General features: G+C 44.7%; 18 protein-coding genes. 5 read left to right on the top strand and 13 right to left on the bottom strand.

All coding sequences use genetic code 11. From position 1 onward, the window contains the following. Nucleotides 1–77 precede the first annotated feature (77 nt). Entirely contained in the window at nt 78–677 is a 600-nt protein-coding gene (recR, locus tag L3V35_RS13430) for a recombination mediator RecR (RefSeq protein WP_017111149.1), read from the top strand. A gap of 95 nt (nt 678–772) precedes the next feature. Here recR and aqpZ read toward each other — a convergent pair whose 3' ends face one another. Together aqpZ and L3V35_RS13440 are read right to left on the bottom strand one after the other, a co-directional pair. Then, nucleotides 773–1462 (bottom strand): aquaporin Z, encoded by a 690-nt coding sequence (gene aqpZ, locus L3V35_RS13435; RefSeq protein ID WP_004734154.1) that lies wholly within the window; start codon nt 1460–1462, stop codon nt 773–775. A gap of 93 nt (nt 1463–1555) precedes the next feature. Beyond that, entirely contained in the window at nt 1556–1804 is a 249-nt protein-coding gene (locus L3V35_RS13440; protein ID WP_237300029.1) for a YkgJ family cysteine cluster protein, read from the bottom strand. A 159-nt stretch (nt 1805–1963) separates the two neighbouring features. Between L3V35_RS13440 and L3V35_RS13445 the strand changes: the two genes are divergently transcribed. Further along, complete coding sequence (locus tag L3V35_RS13445) at nt 1964–2401, top strand: YcgN family cysteine cluster protein (protein ID WP_017067609.1); 438 nt, start codon at nt 1964–1966, stop codon at nt 2399–2401. A gap of 150 nt (nt 2402–2551) precedes the next feature. On the opposite strand, the gene L3V35_RS13450 is transcribed toward L3V35_RS13445, so the two are convergent. The 8 genes from L3V35_RS13450 to gap all read right to left on the bottom strand — a co-directional run bounded on the left by L3V35_RS13450 (nt 2552) and on the right by gap (nt 13592). Beyond that, nucleotides 2552–4129: an alkaline phosphatase gene (locus L3V35_RS13450; RefSeq protein WP_237300032.1), complete on the bottom strand. Its 1578-nt coding sequence runs from the start codon at nt 4127–4129 to the stop codon at nt 2552–2554. A 193-nt stretch (nt 4130–4322) separates the two neighbouring features. Continuing rightward, the gene (locus L3V35_RS13455) at nt 4323–6209 is read right to left on the bottom strand and encodes a BCCT family transporter (RefSeq protein ID WP_017079506.1); all 1887 of its coding nucleotides are present in this window, start codon (nt 6207–6209) and stop codon (nt 4323–4325) included. Nucleotides 6210–6402: 193 nt separating this feature from the next. Beyond that, nucleotides 6403–6756 (bottom strand): hypothetical protein, encoded by a 354-nt coding sequence (locus L3V35_RS13460; protein WP_237300034.1) that lies wholly within the window; start codon nt 6754–6756, stop codon nt 6403–6405. Nucleotides 6757–7009: 253 nt separating this feature from the next. Continuing rightward, a complete protein-coding gene (locus L3V35_RS13465) occupies nt 7010–7969 on the bottom strand; it encodes a ChaN family lipoprotein (protein ID WP_237300036.1) in 960 nt (319 codons plus the stop codon). A gap of 75 nt (nt 7970–8044) precedes the next feature. Then, nucleotides 8045–8860, bottom strand: a complete 816-nt coding sequence (gene rlmA, locus L3V35_RS13470; RefSeq protein WP_237300038.1) for a 23S rRNA (guanine(745)-N(1))-methyltransferase — start codon at nt 8858–8860, stop codon at nt 8045–8047. A 193-nt stretch (nt 8861–9053) separates the two neighbouring features. Next, a complete protein-coding gene (locus L3V35_RS13475; RefSeq protein WP_237300039.1) occupies nt 9054–11090 on the bottom strand; it encodes a methyl-accepting chemotaxis protein in 2037 nt (678 codons plus the stop codon). 334 nt (nt 11091–11424) lie between these two features. Further along, the gene (locus tag L3V35_RS13480) at nt 11425–12309 is read right to left on the bottom strand and encodes a D-hexose-6-phosphate mutarotase (protein WP_237300041.1); all 885 of its coding nucleotides are present in this window, start codon (nt 12307–12309) and stop codon (nt 11425–11427) included. Nucleotides 12310–12596: 287 nt separating this feature from the next. Next, nucleotides 12597–13592, bottom strand: coding sequence for a type I glyceraldehyde-3-phosphate dehydrogenase (gene gap, locus L3V35_RS13485; protein ID WP_026012234.1), 996 nt, complete (start codon nt 13590–13592; stop codon nt 12597–12599). A 319-nt stretch (nt 13593–13911) separates the two neighbouring features. Here gap and msrB point away from each other — a divergent pair, with 319 nt between their 5' ends. Then, nucleotides 13912–14349, top strand: coding sequence for a peptide-methionine (R)-S-oxide reductase MsrB (gene msrB / locus L3V35_RS13490; RefSeq protein ID WP_017072517.1), 438 nt, complete (start codon nt 13912–13914; stop codon nt 14347–14349). 143 nt (nt 14350–14492) lie between these two features. Here msrB and L3V35_RS13495 read toward each other — a convergent pair whose 3' ends face one another. After that, nucleotides 14493–15299: a DUF2989 domain-containing protein gene (locus L3V35_RS13495; protein WP_029222678.1), complete on the bottom strand. Its 807-nt coding sequence runs from the start codon at nt 15297–15299 to the stop codon at nt 14493–14495. Nucleotides 15300–15412: 113 nt separating this feature from the next. On the opposite strand from L3V35_RS13495, the gene L3V35_RS13500 reads away from it, so the two are divergent. Beyond that, entirely contained in the window at nt 15413–15694 is a 282-nt protein-coding gene (locus tag L3V35_RS13500; protein WP_017092496.1) for a DUF1315 family protein, read from the top strand. Between the two features lie 203 nt (nt 15695–15897). On the opposite strand, the gene ansA is transcribed toward L3V35_RS13500, so the two are convergent. Next, nucleotides 15898–16914 carry an asparaginase gene (gene ansA, locus L3V35_RS13505; protein ID WP_114633838.1) on the bottom strand — a complete coding sequence of 339 codons (1017 nt, stop codon included), beginning with the start codon at nt 16912–16914 and terminating at the stop codon, nt 15898–15900. A gap of 118 nt (nt 16915–17032) precedes the next feature. Then, nucleotides 17033–18883: a signal peptide peptidase SppA gene (gene sppA / locus L3V35_RS13510; RefSeq protein ID WP_017079514.1), complete on the bottom strand. Its 1851-nt coding sequence runs from the start codon at nt 18881–18883 to the stop codon at nt 17033–17035. 279 nt (nt 18884–19162) lie between these two features. Here sppA and L3V35_RS13515 point away from each other — a divergent pair, with 279 nt between their 5' ends. After that, nucleotides 19163–21172, top strand: a complete 2010-nt coding sequence (locus L3V35_RS13515) for an NADPH-dependent 2,4-dienoyl-CoA reductase (RefSeq protein WP_029224607.1) — start codon at nt 19163–19165, stop codon at nt 21170–21172. The last annotated feature ends 145 nt before the right edge of the window (nt 21173–21317 follow it).

The following is a 21317-nucleotide window of genomic DNA, read 5'->3' on the forward strand; positions in this document are numbered from 1 at the left end:
ACTTATTTATAAGAGACTTGTCTCTTCCAACGGCTTGTTCTTGAATAAGCCGTTATTTAAAGTTAGAACGGTTAAATATGCGTACCAGTCATATGCTGGAGCATTTGATGGAGGCCTTACGTTGTCTACCTGGGGTTGGCCCCAAGTCGGCGCAGCGTATGGCCTTTCATTTGTTACAGCGCGATAGAAAAGGCGGCCTACAGTTGGCTGAAGCTCTTAGCCAAGCAATGACCGAAATTGGTCATTGTAATGAGTGCCGTACTTTTACTGAAGAAGATACTTGCCACATTTGTACCAATCCTAAACGTCAGGACAACGGTCAAATTTGTGTAGTAGAGAGCCCTGCAGATATTGCAGCCATTGAAGCAACTGGCCAATATTCAGGTCGTTACTTTGTGCTTATGGGGCATCTTTCACCACTTGATGGTATCGGTCCAAGTGATATCGGTCTCGATGTCTTGGATTACCGTTTACGTCGTGGTGATATCACTGAAGTAATTCTAGCGACTAACCCGACAGTAGAAGGGGAAGCAACAGCGCATTACATTGCTGAGCTATGTAATGCCCATGAAGTGAACGCTAGCCGTATCGCCCATGGTGTTCCCGTCGGTGGTGAGCTAGAGCTGGTGGATGGCACCACGCTTTCGCACTCCTTACTCGGTCGTCATAAGATCTAAAAAAGCCGCTTGGTGAATAATCACTAAGCGGCTTTTTCTTTTTTGTTATAAAGCTCTATTCTGAAACGCGTCTACTCTAAAACCTTTTCAAACGATTAATCAGAGCCACGCACGGCTTTGTAAATCGCAGCGCCAATCACGGCACCAATAATCGGTGCAATCCAGAATAGCCATAATTGCGAAACAGCCCAGTCTCCAACAAATACGGCTACACCAGTACTTCGAGCAGGGTTCACAGAGGTATTAGTGACGGGGATACTGATAAGGTGGATCAAGGTTAAACAAAGACCAATCGCGATAGGTGCAAATCCAGCCGGTGCTTTTGAATCGGTTGCCCCCATGATCACGAATAGGAACACCATGGTCATGACCACTTCACACACGAGTGCTGCGGTTAGCGAATAGCCACCCGGTGAGTGTTCACCGTAACCATTCGAAGCAAAGCCTGATGAGACAACGTCAAAACCTGCTTGGCCAGAAGCAATCACAAATAGCACGCCGCCCGCGATAATACCGCCAATCACTTGTGCAATAATATAAGGCGCAACATCTTTGCCATCAAAGCGACCACCACTCCATAGACCGATTGTGACAGCAGGGTTGAGGTGGCAACCGGATATATGACCAATAGCGAAAGCCATAGTGAGTACGGTTAAACCAAAGGCAAGGGAAACTCCGAGTAGACCTATTCCCACATCAGGGAAAGCCGCGGCTAAGACGGCACTACCACAACCGCCTAACACCAACCAAAACGTACCGAACATTTCTGCGATATACTTATTCATAACTATCCTTATTAATCTTTACCAGTATCAATAAGATAGTTTAGATTTATCAAAGTTGTTAAATCTTGGGCATATATAAAAAGAAAAGTATTGTTAGGTTATTGCTTCGAGCTCAATAAGGTTATCAAGCGCTTCTTGGTCGGTTTTACCACAGATGATAGGACAAGCTTTAAATTGGTGACACACCTTAGGGCGTGAAGACTGACCAAATAGCTTACAGAGGTTTTGCTCATTTAATTGAATGCAGCGTACGCCCGCAGGCTTGCCATTAGGCATTCCAGGAATAGCAGATGTAATACTTGGAGCGATACAACAAGCTCCACAACCTAGGCGACATTCCATCAAATCAAACTCACTAAATAACAGGGTGCGCGATAGTAGCAAAAAATGATGAGAGTGACAGCTGTTGATTGAATCAAAGAATGAACAATTATTATCCTTGAACTTTTTATGGGCTAGCGGTATAACACGCACCCCAGTAAAAGAGTAAGAAGTAATCCTATGACGAATCCATTTTGGCAAGAAAAGACACTAGAGCAAATGACCGAGAACGAGTGGGAATCACTGTGTGACGGTTGTGGTAAGTGTTGCCTACATAAACTAATGGATGAAGATAGCGATGAAGTTTACTACACCAACGTGGCGTGCAGCTGGTTAAACGACAAAACATGTTCGTGTAAAGACTACCCGAACCGCTTCACTTCAGGTGAAGAGTGTTTGAAGCTGACTCGTGACAAGATTCATGAATTCCATTGGCTACCAGACACTTGTGCTTACCGTCTTCTATCTGAATCTAAGCCGATTCCTGAGTGGCACCCATTGATTACGGGTTCTAAATCAGAGATGCATGCTGCAGGTGAGAGTGTTCGTAACAAAGTGGTATACGAAATCGATGTTGTCGATTGGGAAGACCACATCTTGAATCACCCAAACCGTTAGTTATTCTAAAAACAGCCGCTCTTTAGCGGCTGTTTTGCTATTTGGCGTCGCCCAAATTTAAAACTTACTCACTTAGCTTAAAGGCTTAAAGGCTTAAAACAAAAAACGCCCCGAAGGGCGCTAAAGTTAAACGAGCAAAAAAGATTCAGGCTAGTTTACTTGTTGTTTAATGTACTCACCCAGTTCTGAGTGGTGCATGATTTTCGAAACTGGCAGTATCTTTTCAGCAGGGCCCCAAGCAAACACGTTCACTGGTGTGTGAGTGTGTGTACCTGTACCCCAAACGATGTTTTGACCGGTTGCTTGTTCACGAGCAAGCAGGTTGCCACGGTCGTTATAAGGGAAGAAAGCATCGAAATCGTTGATAGCAGGCACTTCTTCTGCCGACAAGTATTTGTGCTGAGCCAATCGGTATGGGTTCGGCTTACTGGCTAATACGTTTTTCGCTTGTTCCGCTGTGATAGGGAATTCACTGTTTTTGTTGACGATCTCAGCCAGTTTTTCAGGTGTTTGCAGCGCTTTATCCAGCTTCTGAAATTCGCTGATCATACCGTAGTAGCTTTGCTTCTGATTGTATAAACCATCAAGAATATCGAATGCGCCAAAGTTAAAGTTGGGTGCATAGTCGCGATCAGCAAAGGCTTCGCCAGAACGTTTCTGTGGTTTTGGTAGGTCATTAGAAGAGTAGCTGAAACCGAAAGAGCCTGTTTCGTGGTCTGCGGTCACAATCACGATTGTGTCTTCACGATCTTTTGCCCATTCATACACCGTTTGGATCGCTTGATCAAACTTGAGCAGTTCATGCAGCATGGTGCCTGCATCGTTACTGTGTCCCGCCCAGTCGATTTGGCCACCTTCGACCATTAGGAAAAAGCCATCTTCATCTTTGGATAGGATGTTGAGTGCTTTTTGTGTCATCTCTTTCAGGCTTGGTTGAGTTCGTTCGCCACTCTTTTTCTTGTTGCTGTAAGCGATGCCATCATCCATGCCCGAGTAGGCGAATAGGCCAAGTAGTTTATCGCCCTTAGCGTCGTCTAGCATGTTGCGATTAAACGCCAGTTGGTAGCCGTCTTTCTCTGCTTCAGTCAGCAGGTTACGGTCGTCTTTACGCTTCGATTTGAGATAAACATCACCTTGAGTCAGTTTCTCAAGTTGCTTATAGGTTTCACCTTTGTCGTTGGTCGATTTAGGAATCCAATGACGCAGTCCTCCAGAGAGCATCACATCAGCGCCCGTTGCTAACATGTCAGATGCAATTTGATTCTCTAAAGAACGGTGAGGTTGGTGAGCGGCGAAAGAAGCAGGGGTCGCGTGAGTTAAGCGTGTGTCGGAAACTAAGCCGGTCGCTTTGCCTGCTTTTTTTGCTTTCTCAAGTACTGTCTCAACATGGTTACCCTGGGAATCGATACCGATCACTTCTGAACCGCTGTAAATACCCGTTGCAAGCATGGTCGCAGAGCAAGCTGAATCCACTACGATTGCGTCTTCCGGATGCGTTAGGGATGAACCAATAACCCCTTCTTGGGCAAGTTGATAAATGGCCGTTTTGTTCCCTTTATAGATGGAATTTGGCGCTTGGTTTGCGTAGGTTTCCAATAAGCCAACTTGCTGAGGTCCCATGCCGTCGCCGATCATCAGAATGACATTTTTGATTTCTGCTGAAAGTACGTTGAATGAGAGTGTAGAGGTTACCACTGCGGTAACAATTGGTTTCATAAAGTGCTTCATTAGTTATCCCTTTTTATATAAGCGGGATGATTAGAACACCGATTTGTGTCAAAGTCGTTTCATATTTGTTTCATCAATATGAAATTGAGCAATAACTCAAATTTTCAGAAAAACATAAAAAAAGGCTCACATTTCTGTGAGCCTTTGGCGTATTTAGGAGAGTCCAAATAAATGGACTATGTCATGGCTAATGTCAAGCAAGTGGCAGTTCTGCAACCACCTGATTGAACGCGACTCGAGCTTTCTGAGCTTGCTCTGATAACTCAACTTTTTTCGCTTGAGCTGTGCTTAGGTTGTTTTCAGCCTGCTCAAGTGCTTGTTGTAGGTTTTCAGGAAGCTCATGTGTTTCCATTTGTGCACCCTGTTCAAGAACATAAGCGCGGATTTCTTTCTTCACATCAGCAAGGGCTTTATAAGCTTCACGTTCAAGTTCTGCGGCTTCTTGTGCTGCGTCTTTCTCTTTCTCGAACTGTGCCAGTGCCATCCCTTCTGCCGACCATGGATCCATGTCTGGCAGCTCTTCGATGTTAATCGTCGGCTCGATGTAACTCTCTTGGTGACGTAAATCGAGGCTCGTTGCACGAACGGCTGAGATCATCAACATCACAGAGATAGCCAGTAGCGGTAAGCCACCAACAATCGCAGCCGTTTGAAGCGTGCTTAGACCGCCCAAGAACATCAGAATCGTTGGTAAGAACGACAGTGTGAATGCCCAGAACATACGGTTCCAACGCATTGGCTCTTCGGTCACGTTGTTCTGAACCACAGAAGCCAAAATGTAAGAGATAGAGTCAAAGGTTGTCGCAGTAAAAATAATACACAACAGTGTAAATACGGCGATCACTAACGTACTCATTGGCAGTTGTGCCAGCATCGAGAAGATAGCTTTGGTTGCGCCTTCTTCGTTTAGGATTGCAACGACATCTAGCTCACCAGATAACTGTAGGGATAAACCGTAGTTACCTAAGATCATGAAGAATAAGAAACAACCTAATGAACCAAAGAAGATAGAGCCTGACACCATTTGTTTAATGGTTCTGCCGCGAGAGATACGCGCAACAAACAGGCCCATGCTTGGTGCAAAAACTAGCCACCATGCCCAGTAGAAAATGGTCCAATCTTGTGGGAAATGGGTATTTTCGAACGTACCGTAGCCGCCGAATGGTTCAGCCCACGTTGCCATCACGAAGAAGTTAGACAATAGGCGACCAATCGAGTCTAGACCCGTTTCAAGCATGAAAATCGTTGGGCCAGCGATTAGGACGAATATCAATAGTCCCATTGCGCCCCAGAAGTTGATGTTGCTGAGGATCTTGATGCCTTTTTCCAAACCCGCATACGATGAGTATGCGAATATCGCAGTACAAACCAGAAGCACCATAACTTGAGTGACGTTATTTTTTGGTAGGCCGAATAAGTGGTTAAGACCTTCAGTAATAAGAGGTGCTGCTAAACCTAACGTTGTTGCTGCGCCACCTAATAGACCAAAGATGAATAGGATATCTACAACTTTACCTGCAACGCCGCGGCTATGGTGTTCACCCAATACTGGCATCAATGCACTAGAAATTTTTAGTACAGGTTGTTTACGTACATAGAAAAAGTAGGCAATTGGAATAGCAGGGATTAGGTAGATAGACCAAGCAATTGGACCCCAGTGGAATAAACCATAGGTCGCAGCCCAACGAACGGCTTCTTCACTGCCGGGTTCTAGTTGAAAAGGCGGTGATTGGTAGTAGTAAGCCCACTCGATACAGCCCCAGTACAAGATACTTGCCCCGATACCACCACAGAAAAGCATTGCTGCCCATGAAGCGGTTTTAAATTCAGGTTCTTCATCGGCTTCACCCAGTTTAATTTGTCCCATATCACTGAACACAACGTAAACCATGAAGGCACAAGCTGCGAGTCCAAGCGCTAGGTACAAGAAACCAAGTTGGTCTGTCATAAAGGTTTTAGCGACCGCGATCCAGTCTGCTCCTTGCGTAGGGAACATAATCAGCGGGAAGATGATCGTGAGTAGGAGTGCTATCGCACCAAAAAAGGTTGGCTTATCAATAAGCGCAAAAGAGTTTTTCACGAGTATTATTCCATTAAAATGAGAGCGGAATTATGTCGTGAACTCGTTTTTTAAGACAAATCAGGTCTGTTGTCGTGACGACAAATCGATTTTTTGCAATGAAAGAGGCTCAGAGCAATAGGGACAATGTAAGCAGTGCTGTGCAAACAATGCACGTGGTGTAGTGAAAGGAATGCCGTAAAGGAAAGTAAGGTTATATAAGAGCGAGAAGAATGCCACCAACCGTTGCCGCTGCGGATAAGTATTGCCCTGCTGAATAAGAGTTATCTTCCTCTTCTTCAATCTTATCTGGGTGATCCATACCTAATGCGCCGTGAGCAAATGACTCAACCTTATCAGTAACGGTCGCGTTTTCATCTTCGACTTTCTTGGCTTCTTTATCGATTTCTTTAAGGGCAGATAATAGGGCTTTGCCCTCATCGGAAAGTTTAACGGTATTTTGCTCAACCTTAAGAGGTGCAGGCTTGTCAGCTTCAATGCTTTTAGCTTGTGCGTTCATTTGAGAAGGTGAATACAGCTGAGTGTTACTCGTTCCTACTGGCGTCATATCGCTCTCCTTACCTATCCTTAAATATAGTATCGGCAGAGGTGTGAAAAACTTGTGCATTTAATCACCGTGGTGATGTTTTTTTATTCGCACAATATATCTTCGTCTGCTTAATCAAAACTGCTTGGTAATTAAGCAATTCCTATGCCGATATCAATATTTATCTTAGGGCGCCATTGAACAAGCTTTTAGTTTGCCAGACTTGTAGCATGCCAGACCTAAACTTGAATAAGATTAAGTCTGGATAGCGAGTTTAGTCGCACTTGAGGTCGGATCCGCGCTTAGATAGGTGCTTATATGCCTTCATTCGGTTCTCTTTCTTAACAAAGCGAACCGGTGGCGAGAGAACTTCAAGCTGATAGTCACTGCTATCCGATGAGATCTCTTCAACTGGGCTGATGATGGCAATTTTCAAATCAGGGTTACGACGTAGAATCGATGCTGCAGTGCCTAAACCACCTTCGGTGTGGAACTTACCGGCCACATGAATCACCTGTTGGTCTGGGTTTGATGCGAGGTAATCAACAATCGACTCTGCCATGGTTTCGTCCCATGTTACTTGAGCCGCAAACTGTTTTTCTGTTTGCTCTGGTGTTCCGTGATGCATCGAAGCCATGAACTTTTCTTTATAAGGGCTATCGCCAGTATCCACTTCTGAAGCAATCCATTGACGCTGTTCCGTCGTTAGCTGATCTAGATAGGATAATCCTTTACGGCCGATACACTGTACAAAGGGTTTTGGTGCGTTTGCCGCAATGATATTGACGTCGTTGGTTTTAGCGAACTCCACTAACGCGCGGTAATCACTTTCGTAATTTGGCCAAGCAGCGGCTTGAGACATAAGAACTTGTTCGCCAATCTCATCATTTAGATATTGGTTTAATGTGTCTTGATGCTCTCGAGTGAATTGTTCCATTGAAAGCGCGATGTTTGATGTGGCGTTGCGGCGCACTTTTAAAAAATCGGTTTGGAAGCGATGGATTGCCGAGTGAGTGTGCCATTCGCCAATAAGAACCACATCAGCGTCAATCAGCTGTTTAGGTAATGCATTGAGAGAAAGCGCTTCGCCTTGTGGAGACGCGAATTGGTAGTCGTAGAATGTGGAAACGGCTTGCGTTTGCGTGTTAGCCACTTGTTGAGAAGTGTTGTTTGAAGGTTGATTAGCACAAGCTGTAAGCAGGGTCGCTAATCCGATAAGAATAATACGTTGCATGAAATGCCTCCTTGAAGAACACGCATACTAAAGGAGGCAAGATGAGATTTCAATGCAAACGATAATCAATATCAATTAAAGTTGTTTGCGGTACACTCGTAGCATAAAGTCAGCTTCACAGTTGAATTGCTCTGCATCGGTGAGTTGTTGTTTAAATTCTTCACTCGCTTTCCAAGCAAACGGCGTCATCTGTAGCAGGTCGAATGCGTCTGACCCCGATAGTTCCATCATATAGTTTAGTTGCTCTTGGTGCTCAAGAGTAAAACCTTCGATCACTTCTGGATCTTCATCGTGCAAACGAACGCCATCATAAATCGCATCGCGCAGCTGATACAGGTGTCGGCTAGCAGGTGTCACGGTAATCACCACACCATTGTCTTTGATCGTGCGTTGCAGCTCTTCTGCCTTGCAAGGCGCGTATATGCGTAGAATGCCATCTAAGCTATTTTCAGCAAAGGGTAGGCGATGACTCGAAGCGACTGAGAAGTCGACTGCTGGGTAGCGTTTAGCCGCATATTTGATAGCAATCTTAGAGATATCTAGACCAAAAGTAGCGCCATTCTTTTCTTGAAGGTTTACCGCAATTTCATTGGTGTAATAACCTTCACCACAACCTATATCTAATAGGCTAGGGGCTGTTTCTGGCAGATAGCTAGTGCATAGACCAACAACGGCTTGGCGCATCGGATCGTAGTGGTTGCCTTCAAGGAAGCGGCGACGAGCCTGCATCATCTCTTTGTTGTCACCTGGATCTTTTGAGCGTTTGTGGTGTGCAGGCATCAAATTGACATAGCCTTCTTTCGCTAGGTCGAACTGATGGTTCTTTTCACACTTAAACGTACGATCGTTTTGAGATAAAGGTTGGTGACACAAAGGGCATTGGTAAGTCATTGCGAACTCGAGGTAGAAATTTCAAGTCCAAAATTTTAACAGGAAGCATAGTGGGGCGCTAGAATAAACGCAGCTGTCTTGGCTAACGGTAATCCGTGAATAGGTAGAGCCAGTTAGTGAAGAGATAGAGCCAACGTATGGTTGGCTCTATTGGTTATGAGCAAGTCACTGATAGAAACCGTGAACTCGGCTTCTAGCTAAAAAAGTTAACTTGGTTCTTTAACGACTCAGCTTGTTTTTGAAGTTCATCAGCACTGTGAGAAGTCTTAGCGCTAGTTTCACGGCTCTGCTGGTTGAGGTCGCTGATCGCATGTGCGTTTGCGGCGATTTCTTGAGAAACCTGAGCTTGCTCTTCTGATGTCGCAGCGATGGTTTCAGCTTGAGAAGCAATAGATTCAACTTGAGAGGCAATCGACTCTAGAGCCGTACCGGCTTCTTGCGCTTTATCGAGTACTTGGTTGGCATTCGATTGGCTTTGTGTCATCAGGTTCACGGCATTGTTAGTTGAAGATTTCAACTTCTCGATGATGCTCACTACGTCTTGCACTGACGTTTGTGTACGATGAGCCAATGTTCTTACTTCGTCAGCGACAACGGCAAAACCACGACCCTGATCACCCGCACGCGCAGCCTCTATCGCAGCGTTCAACGCAAGTAAGTTGGTTTGTTCTGCGATGTCATCAATCATCTTGGTGACGGTTTGAATGCTTTCGCTATCAGAACTCACTTGCTCGATGGCCGATGCTGATTTGTCTAATTGATCATTCAGTTGGGCAACATCAATACACACACCTTCAACGACTTCTAAACCTTTCTGGCTGTCTTCATTTGCAAGGCGAACATTTTCAGCAATGCTGTTCACTTGCTGGGCTACAGATTCTGCAGAGGTGGCCATCTCTTCAATGGCCGTAACGACTTGCTCAACCTGTGCTTGCTGGCGATCAGATTGACTCAAGTTGTGGCTGGCATCTTGTGACACACTGCTCGAGCTATTCTGAACTTGATCACTGGTCGTACGTATCTCGCCCACGAGTGTATTCAATTGAGCAGCCATGTTCGCAACGCCAGTATTTAGGTTGCTGATCTCGTTTTTCGTCTGCTTGCCATTGTTTGGAATATGCAGGCTCACTTCGCCTTTTCCTAAACGTAGCATGTACTCGTTTAACGTCGTTAGTGGCGTCAGTGTACGGTTTAACACGAAGGTTAACGCGACGATGGTAGCGGCAGCAATCAAGGTGGCAATTATAGCGATGAGCTTCAACAGTTCATCACTGCCCTTGGTCACTTCCTTGATAAAAGTACCGCCAAGTAGTTTCCAATCCCAACCAGGAACTTTAGTGTAGACGAGATACTTTTCGCCTACAGTTCCTTGGTACTCAAAAGGGTAGAGAATCAAACCGGATTGCTGTTCAAAGATCTGATAGAAAGGTTTGTTGCCGTCGTAGTCAGCAACATCAACAATCGATTTACCACCGCCAACGTTAGTAGGGTGCAGTAAGTACTGGCCTTGATGATCTTTCTCGTTATCGACAATGATGGTGTATCCCGTATCTCCCCAAGAAACCGAGCGTAAAGATTCAAACAGGCTTTGAGTCGCGTCTTCTACTGGCAGACCAATGAAAGAGACACCGTTTACTTTGCCTTGAGCATTGGTCAAAGGCGCATAGTAGGTGATGTAACGTTGACCGAAGAGCTTAACTTGAGAGTAATAAGGCTGGCCATTTTTGAGCTTGCTATAGCCTGGATGATTTTTCCCTAGCGTGGTCGCAACGACTCGTTCGCCTGAAGGTTTTTTAAGAGAAGTTGAGACACGAATAAAGTCGTCGCCAAATGGGGCAAATAGGGTTGCTACGGCGCCGGTGTCGCGGGTAAAGCTATCGACGAGTTTGGTGTCATTGATTAGGCTCTCACCATACTGAGTCATGTTGGGAATTGAATGACCGTTGAACTCAACGTCATAACTTTCAACATAAACACCTGCTAGGTAACCGTTACGAAAAGTGGATTCTAAAACTTTAGCGGTATGCAGGTAAGCATCAAACTGACCAGAGATGGTTTTGGCCATCGCTTCTACTTTGGATTGGTGTTCTTTTAACGTGTTGTCTAATAATACCTGTGAGGCATTGCGGTACACGAGTGTTGCTATGGAGCCAAAGGCAATAAGCAAGCACAGCAAAATGACCAACTTAAGTTGGAAACCAACACTTTGATTTTTGTATTTCTCGAACATGAATTCACTATCCTGTCTTCATTGAGGTGTTGTTAAGTGGTTTTAAGGAAGTTTGTTATTGAGCTTTCTATCATAGGTACTTATTTATCGGCAGTGATTGATAATAATTAATGAATTAATGAATTAATGAATTAATGAATTAATGAATTAATGAATTGATGGTTATATTTATAAACTAGAGTGATGAGAGCCATGTGGCGTGGAGTTAAACGGAGAGGCGATGGACTACTGGCTTGTGTTAAGACGTTGATTACTGGACGGTACGTGTGAGGTTCGGGGCAATAAAAAATGCAGCGTTATGAGCTGCATTTTTTTAATTCGATTAGCTAGAAGCTTAGTTCGAAGAGATAACCGTAATAAGCTGGTGGCTCTCGCCAGGCTGCAGCGTTTTACCAGCTTCTAGGCTTGGTGCGTGTAGTGTTGATTCTACACACATCATGGTTAGGTAACCGTCATCTTGCATGTCGCCCATAGCTGCAGCGCCTTCTGCCCACGGGTTCCACAATACAGCAGAGTTATGACCGTGGTTCTCAACCGTTAGTGTGCGATCCAGATTTTTGTCAGCAACAAAGATTTGCGCTTCTGGTTGCGTGTAAACGCGGTCAATCGTGTCGGTTAGTACCAGTTCAGAACCACCTTGGCAGATCTTGCCACCTTGCAGGCTATCAATGTACTCAGCACCCATACCGGTTGTGGTTGTGTTGTGAATATCACCAACGTTTAGGTAAGTGTGCAGCGCGCCAGAGAAAGTCCATGGTTGTGAATCTGTGTTTTTCACATCCAAAGTTACTTTTAATTGGTCACCAATCTCAACATTTAAACGTGCATCGAACTGATGCGGCCATACTGCTAGAGTTTCTTCATTCGGCTTTAGGCCTAGACTTACAATCACACCCGCTTCGCTTTCACGGTGCTCAACTAATTGCCATTCGCTTGAACGTGCAAAACCATGAGCAGGTGCAGCAATGCGACCAAACCAAGGCCAACATACTGGAATACCCCCACGTAAGGCTGTTTTTCCATCGAATTTAGCTTGTTGGCTCATCCAAATAAGGTCTTGTTGACCTTGTGGTTGGAATGACACCACATGGCCGCCAAACAATGAAATGGCTGCGTTTGCTTTATCGTGGATAACGCGAACCAATTTTACACCTTCGTGTTCAACGATAGTCACGTTGTCAGAAAGTACTGTCAGTGTAGGTAGAGTAGATAAATCCATTACATGATCCTTCTAAGGAAATTGAATTCAAATGCTGGCTAGAACAGTGCTTGTGATTTTGTGAGTGACAAGCAGAGCCAGTATTGGAATTAAATTTTGCGTTTTGACTTAAGTTTTAGGTTTAGGTTAAGTTTTAGTGTGTGACTAGCCAAGGCATTTTGGTGATCGGGGTCGAAGCCGCTTAAAAGATAGCAGGTATTAAAAAGGCGACACTAAGGTCGCCTTTTTCAAAGTCTGCTCAAAACAGTCTTCGCTAATGCTTATCTAAAGCTATTTCTAAAAAGAAATTACTTAGAGATGTGAGCGATTAGGTCTAGAACTTTGTTTGAGTAACCGATTTCGTTGTCGTACCAAGATACAACTTTAACGAATTTGTCAGTTAGAGCAACACCAGCTTTAGCATCGAATACTGAAGTTTGAACTTCACCGATGAAATCTTGTGATACTACTTGGTCTTCAGTGTAACCAAGAACGCCAGCCATTTCGCCTTCAGAAGCTTCTTTCATTGCAGCACAAATTTCTTCGTAAGATGCAGATGCTTTAAGGTTAACAGTTAGGTCAACTACAGATACGTTAGCAGTTGGTACGCGGAAAGCCATACCAGTTAGAAGGCCGTTTAGTTCTGGAAGAACAACGCCTACAGCTTTAGCAGCACCAGTTGAAGATGGGATGATGTTTTGAGAAGCACCACGGCCACCGCGCCAGTCTTTAGCAGAAGGGCCATCTACAGTTTTTTGAGTTGCTGTAGTAGCGTGAACTGTAGTCATAAGACCAGACTCAATGCCCCACTTATCGTTAAGTACTTTAGCGATAGGTGCAAGACAGTTAGTAGTACAAGAAGCGTTAGAAACGATGTCTTGACCAGCGTAAGATGCTTGGTTAACGCCCATTACGAACATTGGAGTTGCATCTTTAGAAGGACCAGTAAGAACTACTTTCTTAGCGCCAGCAGTGATGTGCTTACGTGCAGTCTCGTCAGTTAGGAAAAGACCAGTTGCTTCAGCAACTACGTCTACTTCGATAGCATCCCACTTAAGATCTTCTGGGTTACGCTCAGCTGTAACACGTACAGTTTTACCGTTAACGATTAGGTTACCGCCTTCAACTTCAACAGTACCGTTGAAACGGCCGTGAGTTGAGTCGTACTTAAGCATGTATGCCATGTACTCTACGTCGATTAGATCGTTAATACCTACTACTTCGATGTCTGCACGCTCTTGAGCTGCGCGGAATACGAAACGGCCGATACGGCCAAAACCGTTAATACCTACTTTGATAGTCATTGTAGTTGCTCCACAACTTAATTTCTGATTAAAGATAACTGGTAGTAAAATTACAGAATCCAGTATACATCTGCAATAGATAATCCGACTTAACTTGTTTAATGTCAAAAAAAAGCGACGCTTTTCTTAACAATTGGGCGTAAGTGGTTGAAAATTGACCATTGCAAGTGGCTCTGTACCCTTCCAGTTGGGTAAAATACCCCTAAATGATGATTCACTTATGAGTGTATATGTACAATGTTTCCTGGTGAGAAAGTATGTGCTACAAAACGACTGATATGCAAGCCTTTATAGAAAAAAGTAAATATAATAACTGAGAATGTGGAGAGATATTAACGTGGTTCAAAAGGGAGGAAATATGATAAAGCCTGATGAATACTGGCGTGAGCGCCTAACGGACGACGAATTTGCTGTGTGCCGTGAACGTGGTACTGAAGCCCCATATAGCGGTAAGTTACTGCACAACCATAACACTGGTGTCTATAGCTGCACATGCTGTGAAAGCCCTTTGTTTCTGTCGGATAACAAATATGACTCTGGGTGCGGTTGGCCAAGCTTTGATGCCCCAGTAAGTGATGAAGCGGTACGCTATATAGAGGATCTAAGTCACGGAATGAAGCGTGTGGAGATCCGTTGTACTGCATGTGATAGCCATTTAGGTCACGTTTTTCCTGATGGCCCGCAGACAACAGGTGAGCGATTCTGTGTTAATTCTGTGTCGTTAATTTTCAACAAAAATGACAAAAGTACGAAATAACTTGTAACTATTGTTTAATCCTTACAGGTCGTACTTGTCGATTAAGGACTATTGAACAGCCCAAGATTTCAGAATTAACTCTAGTACAAATAAAAACAGCTACCATGACGGTAGCTGTTTTTTTATGCATTAAGAAATCAAAACTAATAGTTCGGCACTATAGACGCGGTGTAAACGCCGTCTTCAATGGCTTCGACAATCTTTTCAGCATCATCATTGAATTGTTTGTATTGAGGTTTGTCGAAACGATACAGCACAGTGAGCTCAGCTTCAGAAGCAATGGGCACATCAAAGTCTTTGGCAACCATTGCCCACACATACGCTTTTTCCATATGACCAAGGCTGTGGTTGATACTGGCCATCGACTTGAAGATTTCAGTGTTGACGACCGAACCATTTGAAAGCGTTAACGCATTATTGAGTAGCTTAAGCGTTTTTGCATGATCACGGGTGGTATAGAAGGTTGCTAAGGCATATTGCATTTCTGCCGTATTTAACGCTTCTTTCCCTTCTAGCTGTAAGAAACTGCGCCTTGCATTGGTATCCCCAGTTTGCGACCACAAGAAGTAAAGCGTTTCCGGTGTATTGGATTGCGATAGTTCATCTACAATACGCTCAGACTCTTCGATGCTATGCATTAAAGAGGTAAAGCGACGCTCTTGCAGCTTAGATTGGTCAATCGTCTCGATCTGCGCCGCAAGCTCTAGGCACTTTTTGTACGCCGTGACTAATTTGAACTCTTTAATCTTATTGGCTTCTGAGGGTTGCTTCTGAACTTCAAATCGATGCCAGATGAGGTCGGTTCGTGCGACGCGACATTGCCCATCGTTCATGTTCAATTCCTCACACTGCAGCCCCGGATTACTTTGACAGAGTTGATCGGTATTTTTATTTCCTTCAAGACACCCAACCAGAGTGAAAGGTAATAGGCTAATTGCCAACCGTTTCATCATTTTCATATTCCTTCACTTGTGATCGAATGCACTTATTATCGGTCAGGTTCTTGACTCAATTCTGTTACGGGTTATTTTCTGGTGAAAATTGTTAAAACTAAGGCTTTATCATGGATGCAGAACAACTTCTTAGCGCAATGACACCCGAGGTCTACGAACGTTTAACTTACGCCGTTGAGACGGGTAAATGGCCAGAAGGTACGGCGCTCTCTAAAGAACAGCGCGACTCGTGTATGCAAGCCGTTATGTTATATCAATCTAAACATAACTCCGAAGCTCAACATATGACAGTTGCAGCTGGTGGTGATATTAGCTTTAAATCTAAGTCTGAGCTTAAGAAGCAATTTAAGTCAGACCAAGAAGATATTGTTAGGGTTAACCCGAATCATTAGGCTTAAATTACAACAAAGGGGTGGCACTGTGCCACCCCTTTAGCTGTTAAGCCGTTTATTTATAAGCAATAAAACGATTTAGTTCACGTTAAACGCCTGCGATACCCATGAAACGACTGGGTTAATGCGAAGGTTTTGGTTAAACGTATAGCTAAACCTCTGAACCTATAGCTCTAAACCTCTAAACCTATAGCTAAACAAGCTTATAAACTCATCTCACCGCGCAACACTTGTTGCATTTTATCCTTCACTTGTTCGTAGCTTAAGTTTTGGCTCAACAGGTAATGTAACTTCGCCAGTGCCGCTTCTGGTGTCATATCGTAACCACTGACAACTCCAGATTCTGCTAATGCACAACCCGTCGCGTAGCCACCCATATTGACTTTACCCGCCAAACACTGAGTTAGGTTCACTACAATCACACCTCGTTCTGATGCGTCTTTTAAGTGCTGAAGTAGCTCTTGATTTTGTGGTGCGTTACCAACACCAAAAGTAAGCAAAATCATTGCGTTAACAGGCTGTAGTAGCGTGTTGCGAATCACCTCATGTGAGATACCTGGGTACATAGTGATTACACCGATGGGTTGCGGAGTAATGTTATGAACCTTGAAAGCACCTTCAGGTTGCTCGTTTACCTTAACGTTATTGCTGATCTGGATATTGATACCCGCTTCTAACAATGGGGTTAGGTTTGGAGAGGTAAACGCATTGAAGCCATCTGCGTGTGATTTTGTGCTGCGGTTACCGCGCATCAACTTGTTGTTGAAGAACAGTGTCACTTCGTTGATCGGGTAGTTCGCTGCAATGTGCAGAGCATTCAGCAGGTTTGCTTGTCCGTCTGAGCGTAACTCTGCCAATGGGATCTGAGAGCCCGTAACAATCACAGGTTTGCCGAGGTTTTCCAGCATGAAAGACAGAGCAGAAGCGGTGTAAGCCATTGTGTCTGTACCGTGTAGGATAACGAAACCATCGTACTTATCGTAGTTCGCGCGAATATCATCAGCGATAGTCTGCCAATCAAGTGGCGTCATATCTGAAGAGTCCATTAATGGAGAGTATTCATGAATGGTGTACTCAGGCATTTCTGGGCGATGGAATTCAGGCATGCCAGCTAGCTGCTTATCCATAAAACCTGCGACTGGGACATAGCCGTGGTCCAAAGACTTCTGCATGCCAATTGTGCCGCCGGTATACGCGATATAGATGTGTTTTCTTTCCATGGCGATTAATACTTAGTGTGATATAGGGAACAGGGGGGCGATTATAGCGAATTATCATGCAATAAAAAGAGGCGCCTCACACAGAGGCGCCTCTTGATAACAAAGCGTTGAGCTTATCTTATTGAACTTGGCAGTTTAAGCAAAAAGCGTATCGGCCTTGTGGGTCGTTAAAGTTGCCTAACAGCTGGCTATCTTGAGCTAACTGCTGAGTAACAGGTTGTAAACTGCTTGGAATCATTGATTGGATATCAAAGCCTATCGACATCTGAACTTGATTCATAAATTCTTGAATAAATTGTTCAGTCGTTGAAAGTGGTTCTTCTACCCAGTAGATGTTGTAGGTTTCAAGCTCTGCAAGTGAAGCCGCTGCTGCAATCGCATCATCAAAATCACCAATTTCATCGACTAGACCTTTCTGGATTGCATCTTGGCCAGTCCATACTCGGCCCTGAGCGATCTTGTCGACAGCATCGACTTCCATGCCGCGATTCTCTCCAACTAGGCTGATGAATCGGCGGTAACCGTTTTCAATGCCCATTTGGAACGCATCTTTCGCGCCGTCGCTAAGCCCAGTCGTAATACCAAGACCAGAGAAAGGTGATGTGCCAACGCCATCAGTATAAACACCAATATCGTTCAACCCTTTTTCGAAGGTTGTGATAACACTAAAGATACCAATCGAACCAGTTAAGGTCGTTGGTTGAGCCAAGATCTTGTCCGCACCCATCGAGATCCAGTAACCACCCGAAGCGGCAAGGCTAGACATAGAGACAACAACCGGCTTGCCCGCTTGCTTGATCGCCTCTATTTCATTGCGAATCACTTCTGAAGCAAATGCGCTACCACCAGGGCTGTCTACACGAAGTACAACAGCTTTTACTTTGTCGTCGTTGCGCGCTTGGCGAAGTAGTGCTGCTGTCGTATCACCACCAACGGTGCCACGTGGCTGCTTACCATCCATAATTGCGCCGCTAGCAACAATCACAGCAACATCGTGCGATTCACTTGTTAGGTCTGGAAGCATGGTTGTACGGTACTCGTAGTACCCAAACGCGTTATAGCTGTCTTGACCATCACTGCCGAAGACGTCAGCAAGCTCTAGTCGTACTTGCTGGCGAGTCGCCAGTTCGTCAACTAAACCAAGCTTCTCTGCCAGTTTTGCGATATCGCCATCAACCGACTCAAGGTCTTTTAAGAAAGAGTCCATGCTTGGATTCAGCGTTTTCGCGTCGATCTGACGGTTGTTGCTTACGTCATCAACGTATGCGCCCCATAATTGGCCTAACCAACGAGAAGCAGATTCTTTCGCTGCATCTGACATGTCGTCACGAATGAAAGGCTCGATAGCTGACTTATAGGTACCCACACGGAACACGTGCGTGTTGACGTCTAGCTTCTCTAATAACGTTTTGTAGTAAAGCGAATAAGCGCTGTAACCTTTGAGAAGAACCCCACCATCTGGTGATAGGAAGACTTTAGTTGCGTAGCTGGCTAGGTAGTATTGGCTTTGGTTGTAAAAGTCACCCACCGCATAAATTGGTTTGCCAGTTGCTTTGAACTCGTTGAGTGCTTTAGCAATGTAACGAAGCTTGGTCAGATTGGTTTCTGGCAGTTCTTTGAGTGCTAAAACGATACCAGTAACGTTGTCATCGTCTTTGGCGTAGCGAATCGTTTCAACAATATCAAACAGGACGTTCTCTTTTGGAAGGTCTTTGCCAAGCAGTGAACCCGTGACCGAATCCATCGGGTTGATATAGCGACTTTGCTCCACGATAGGACCAGACAGGTTAAGCACTAAAGCCGATTCCTGTGGAACAGTGGGCTGAGCTGTGTCTGAGTGGAAGTATACAAAGTAGATGATGGCGATACTGAGTAAAAAGAAGAGGTTAACGAGCGCAAGACGCACAAACGTGATGAGCTTCCAAATCCCTTTAAAGATCATACCTATAAATTTGAATATCTTTTTCATTATGTCTCCGCAGTGAGATCACGTGGCTTTAACAAGCAACAGTACTATTAATCTCAATAATATGAACTGCTTAGTATCCTACGATAATTCCCTAGCTCAAACTACACCAAGAATTGTTAATCGATATATATTCTCATTAAGTGTAGACAAATTAAGGGTTTCTGAACGATTAATACCTTCAGCATTATGATCAGTGTTACAAAAATGTAAACGGTTGTTTGAACTTTTGGTGATTGAGTTATATTGTGGTCAGACCACAAGGATATAATAATAGAAGTGATGTCTGCCATGTACCCACATTTACTCGAACCACTCGATCTTGGATTTACTCAGTTACGTAACCGTGTATTGATGGGATCAATGCACACGGGTTTAGAAGAAAATAAAGAAGGCCTCCACAAGCTTGCCGCGTTTTATGAAGAGCGAGCAAAAGGAGGCGTTGGCCTTATTGTTACCGGTGGTTTCTCTCCTAATTTACGTGGCAGATTGACCCCATTTAGTGCTGAGTTCAGTAAAGTTAAGCACGCAAAAGCTCACCAAGTTGTTACCGAGGCCGTGCATAAGCATGGCGGTAAAATTGCCCTTCAGTTGCTGCATGCTGGCCGCTATGCAATGCACCCATTCGCGCAAAGTGCTTCGGGCATCAAAGCGCCAATCGCTAAGTTTGCACCGAGTGAGATGAGCCCTCGTCAAATTAAAAAAACCATCGGTGCTTTTGCCAACAGTGCAGAACTAGCTCAGGTTGCTGGCTATGACGGCATTGAGATTATGGGCTCTGAAGGCTACTTGATTAACCAATTCATCTGTAAACGTACCAACATGCGTTATGACGAATGGGGCGGTTCTTATGAGAAGCGCATGCGTTTCCCGCTAGAGATCGTTAAATCGATTCGCGAAGCGGTGGGTAAAGATTTCATCATTATTTTCCGCTTATCGATGCTGGATTTGGTTGAGCAAGGCAGCACGTTCGAAGATGTTGTACTTTTGGCTCAGAAGCTAGAAGAAGCGGGCGTGACCATTATCAATACTGGTATTGGTTGGCATGAAGCTCGTGTCCCGACTATTGCGACACAAGTTCCAAGAGGAGCATTCTCTTGGGTGACGGAAAAAGTTAAACCATACGTGTCGATCCCAGTGGTGACATGTAACCGTATCAACACGCCAGAAGAGGCTGAACGTATCCTCAGTTCAGGACAGGCCGACATGGTATCAATGGCTCGTCCATTCTTGGCAGACCCTGACTTTGTTAATAAAGCCGCTCAAGACCAAGCGCAGTTCATTAACACCTGTATCGGTTGTAACCAAGCTTGTCTTGATAACGTATTCAAAGGCAAAAGAGCGAGTTGTTTGGTTAACCCTCGAGCTTGTTACGAGACTGAAATTGTTGTTCAGCCTGCCGAAGCGACCAAAACTATTGCCGTGGTTGGGGCTGGGCCTGCTGGTTTAGCCTGCGCGACGACGTTGGCACAGCGTGGTCATAATGTTGATCTGATTGAGAAAAATGACCGTATCGGTGGACAATTTAGATTGGCAATGCAGATTCCGGGTAAAGAAGAGTTCAGAGAAACGATTCGTTACTTTGCTAATCAAATAGATGCATCAGGCGTGAACTTAAAACTGGATACTGAAGCGACGTTTGAGATGTTGTTGAAGTACGATGAAGTCGTGATGGCTGCCGGTGTTGAGCCAAGAAAGCTTGATATTGAAGGGATTGACCAAGAAAACGTAATCGATTATCAAACCTTGATTCGTGAAAAGACACCCGTAGGCGAAAAAGTCGCGATTGTTGGTGCCGGTGGTATCGGTATTGATGTGGCAACTATGCTGACAGAGCCTACTTCTCACAGCTTGGATGACTGGCTGCATGAGTGGGGCATTGATAAGAATATGGAACACCCTGGTGGACTTTATCCTTACCCTGATTCGTTCAGTGACAAAACGGTTTGGGTGATGCAGCGTAAAGCGGGTCGTGTCGGTAAAGGCCCGGGTAAGACTACAGGTTGGATTCATAAACGCACATTAGAAAAACGTGGTGTGAACTTACTTGGAGGCGTGAGCTACAACAAGATTGACGACCAAGGTCTGCATATCAGCGTTGGTAAGAAAGATCAGGTACTCGATGCCGATTCCGTTATCGTGTGTGCGGGTCAGGTTTCAGTTCGTCCATTCGAAGACATGTGGCAAGAGTTTGGTGGCAAACTGCACGTGATAGGCGGTGCCGATTACGCAGGTGAACTGGATGCCGTGCGTGCGATTCGACAAGGTGTTGAGTTAGCGATTAAGCTTTAACAACAAACAGAATGTTCTCGTTTGATAAGCTTGAATTAGAAAGTTCAATAAGCTGAACTCGACGGGTAACTGAGCTTGGACTAGACAGATAAATAAGGCTCCTAAGTCATAGATTTAGGGGCCTTTGTTGTTTCTAGTGTCGTTT

It is taken from the genome of Vibrio sp. L5-1, from assembly GCF_021728315.1.
GTDB lineage: Bacteria > Pseudomonadota > Gammaproteobacteria > Enterobacterales > Vibrionaceae > Vibrio > Vibrio splendidus_K.

What these genes read in the sequence shown, in the direction of transcription:
- L3V35_RS13480 (WP_237300041.1), bottom strand. Translation starts at nt 12,309, where the DNA reads ATGGATTTATCTACTCTACCTACACTGACAGTACTTTCTGACAACGTG.
- L3V35_RS13515 (WP_029224607.1), top strand. Translation starts at nt 19,163, where the DNA reads ATGTCTGCCATGTACCCACATTTACTCGAACCACTCGATCTTGGATTT.
- L3V35_RS13445 (WP_017067609.1), top strand. Translation starts at nt 1,964, where the DNA reads ATGACGAATCCATTTTGGCAAGAAAAGACACTAGAGCAAATGACCGAG.
- ansA (WP_114633838.1), bottom strand. Translation starts at nt 16,914, where the DNA reads ATGGAAAGAAAACACATCTATATCGCGTATACCGGCGGCACAATTGGC.
- L3V35_RS13495 (WP_029222678.1), bottom strand. Translation starts at nt 15,299, where the DNA reads ATGAAACGGTTGGCAATTAGCCTATTACCTTTCACTCTGGTTGGGTGT.
- L3V35_RS13500 (WP_017092496.1), top strand. Translation starts at nt 15,413, where the DNA reads ATGGATGCAGAACAACTTCTTAGCGCAATGACACCCGAGGTCTACGAA.
- L3V35_RS13465 (WP_237300036.1), bottom strand. Translation starts at nt 7,969, where the DNA reads ATGCAACGTATTATTCTTATCGGATTAGCGACCCTGCTTACAGCTTGT.
- L3V35_RS13440 (WP_237300029.1), bottom strand. Translation starts at nt 1,804, where the DNA reads ATGGAATGTCGCCTAGGTTGTGGAGCTTGTTGTATCGCTCCAAGTATT.
- aqpZ (WP_004734154.1), bottom strand. Translation starts at nt 1,462, where the DNA reads ATGAATAAGTATATCGCAGAAATGTTCGGTACGTTTTGGTTGGTGTTA.
- L3V35_RS13460 (WP_237300034.1), bottom strand. Translation starts at nt 6,756, where the DNA reads ATGACGCCAGTAGGAACGAGTAACACTCAGCTGTATTCACCTTCTCAA.
- rlmA (WP_237300038.1), bottom strand. Translation starts at nt 8,860, where the DNA reads ATGACTTACCAATGCCCTTTGTGTCACCAACCTTTATCTCAAAACGAT.
- L3V35_RS13475 (WP_237300039.1), bottom strand. Translation starts at nt 11,090, where the DNA reads ATGTTCGAGAAATACAAAAATCAAAGTGTTGGTTTCCAACTTAAGTTG.
- L3V35_RS13450 (WP_237300032.1), bottom strand. Translation starts at nt 4,129, where the DNA reads ATGAAGCACTTTATGAAACCAATTGTTACCGCAGTGGTAACCTCTACA.
- recR (WP_017111149.1), top strand. Translation starts at nt 78, where the DNA reads ATGCGTACCAGTCATATGCTGGAGCATTTGATGGAGGCCTTACGTTGT.
- msrB (WP_017072517.1), top strand. Translation starts at nt 13,912, where the DNA reads ATGTGGAGAGATATTAACGTGGTTCAAAAGGGAGGAAATATGATAAAG.
- sppA (WP_017079514.1), bottom strand. Translation starts at nt 18,883, where the DNA reads ATGAAAAAGATATTCAAATTTATAGGTATGATCTTTAAAGGGATTTGG.
- gap (WP_026012234.1), bottom strand. Translation starts at nt 13,592, where the DNA reads ATGACTATCAAAGTAGGTATTAACGGTTTTGGCCGTATCGGCCGTTTC.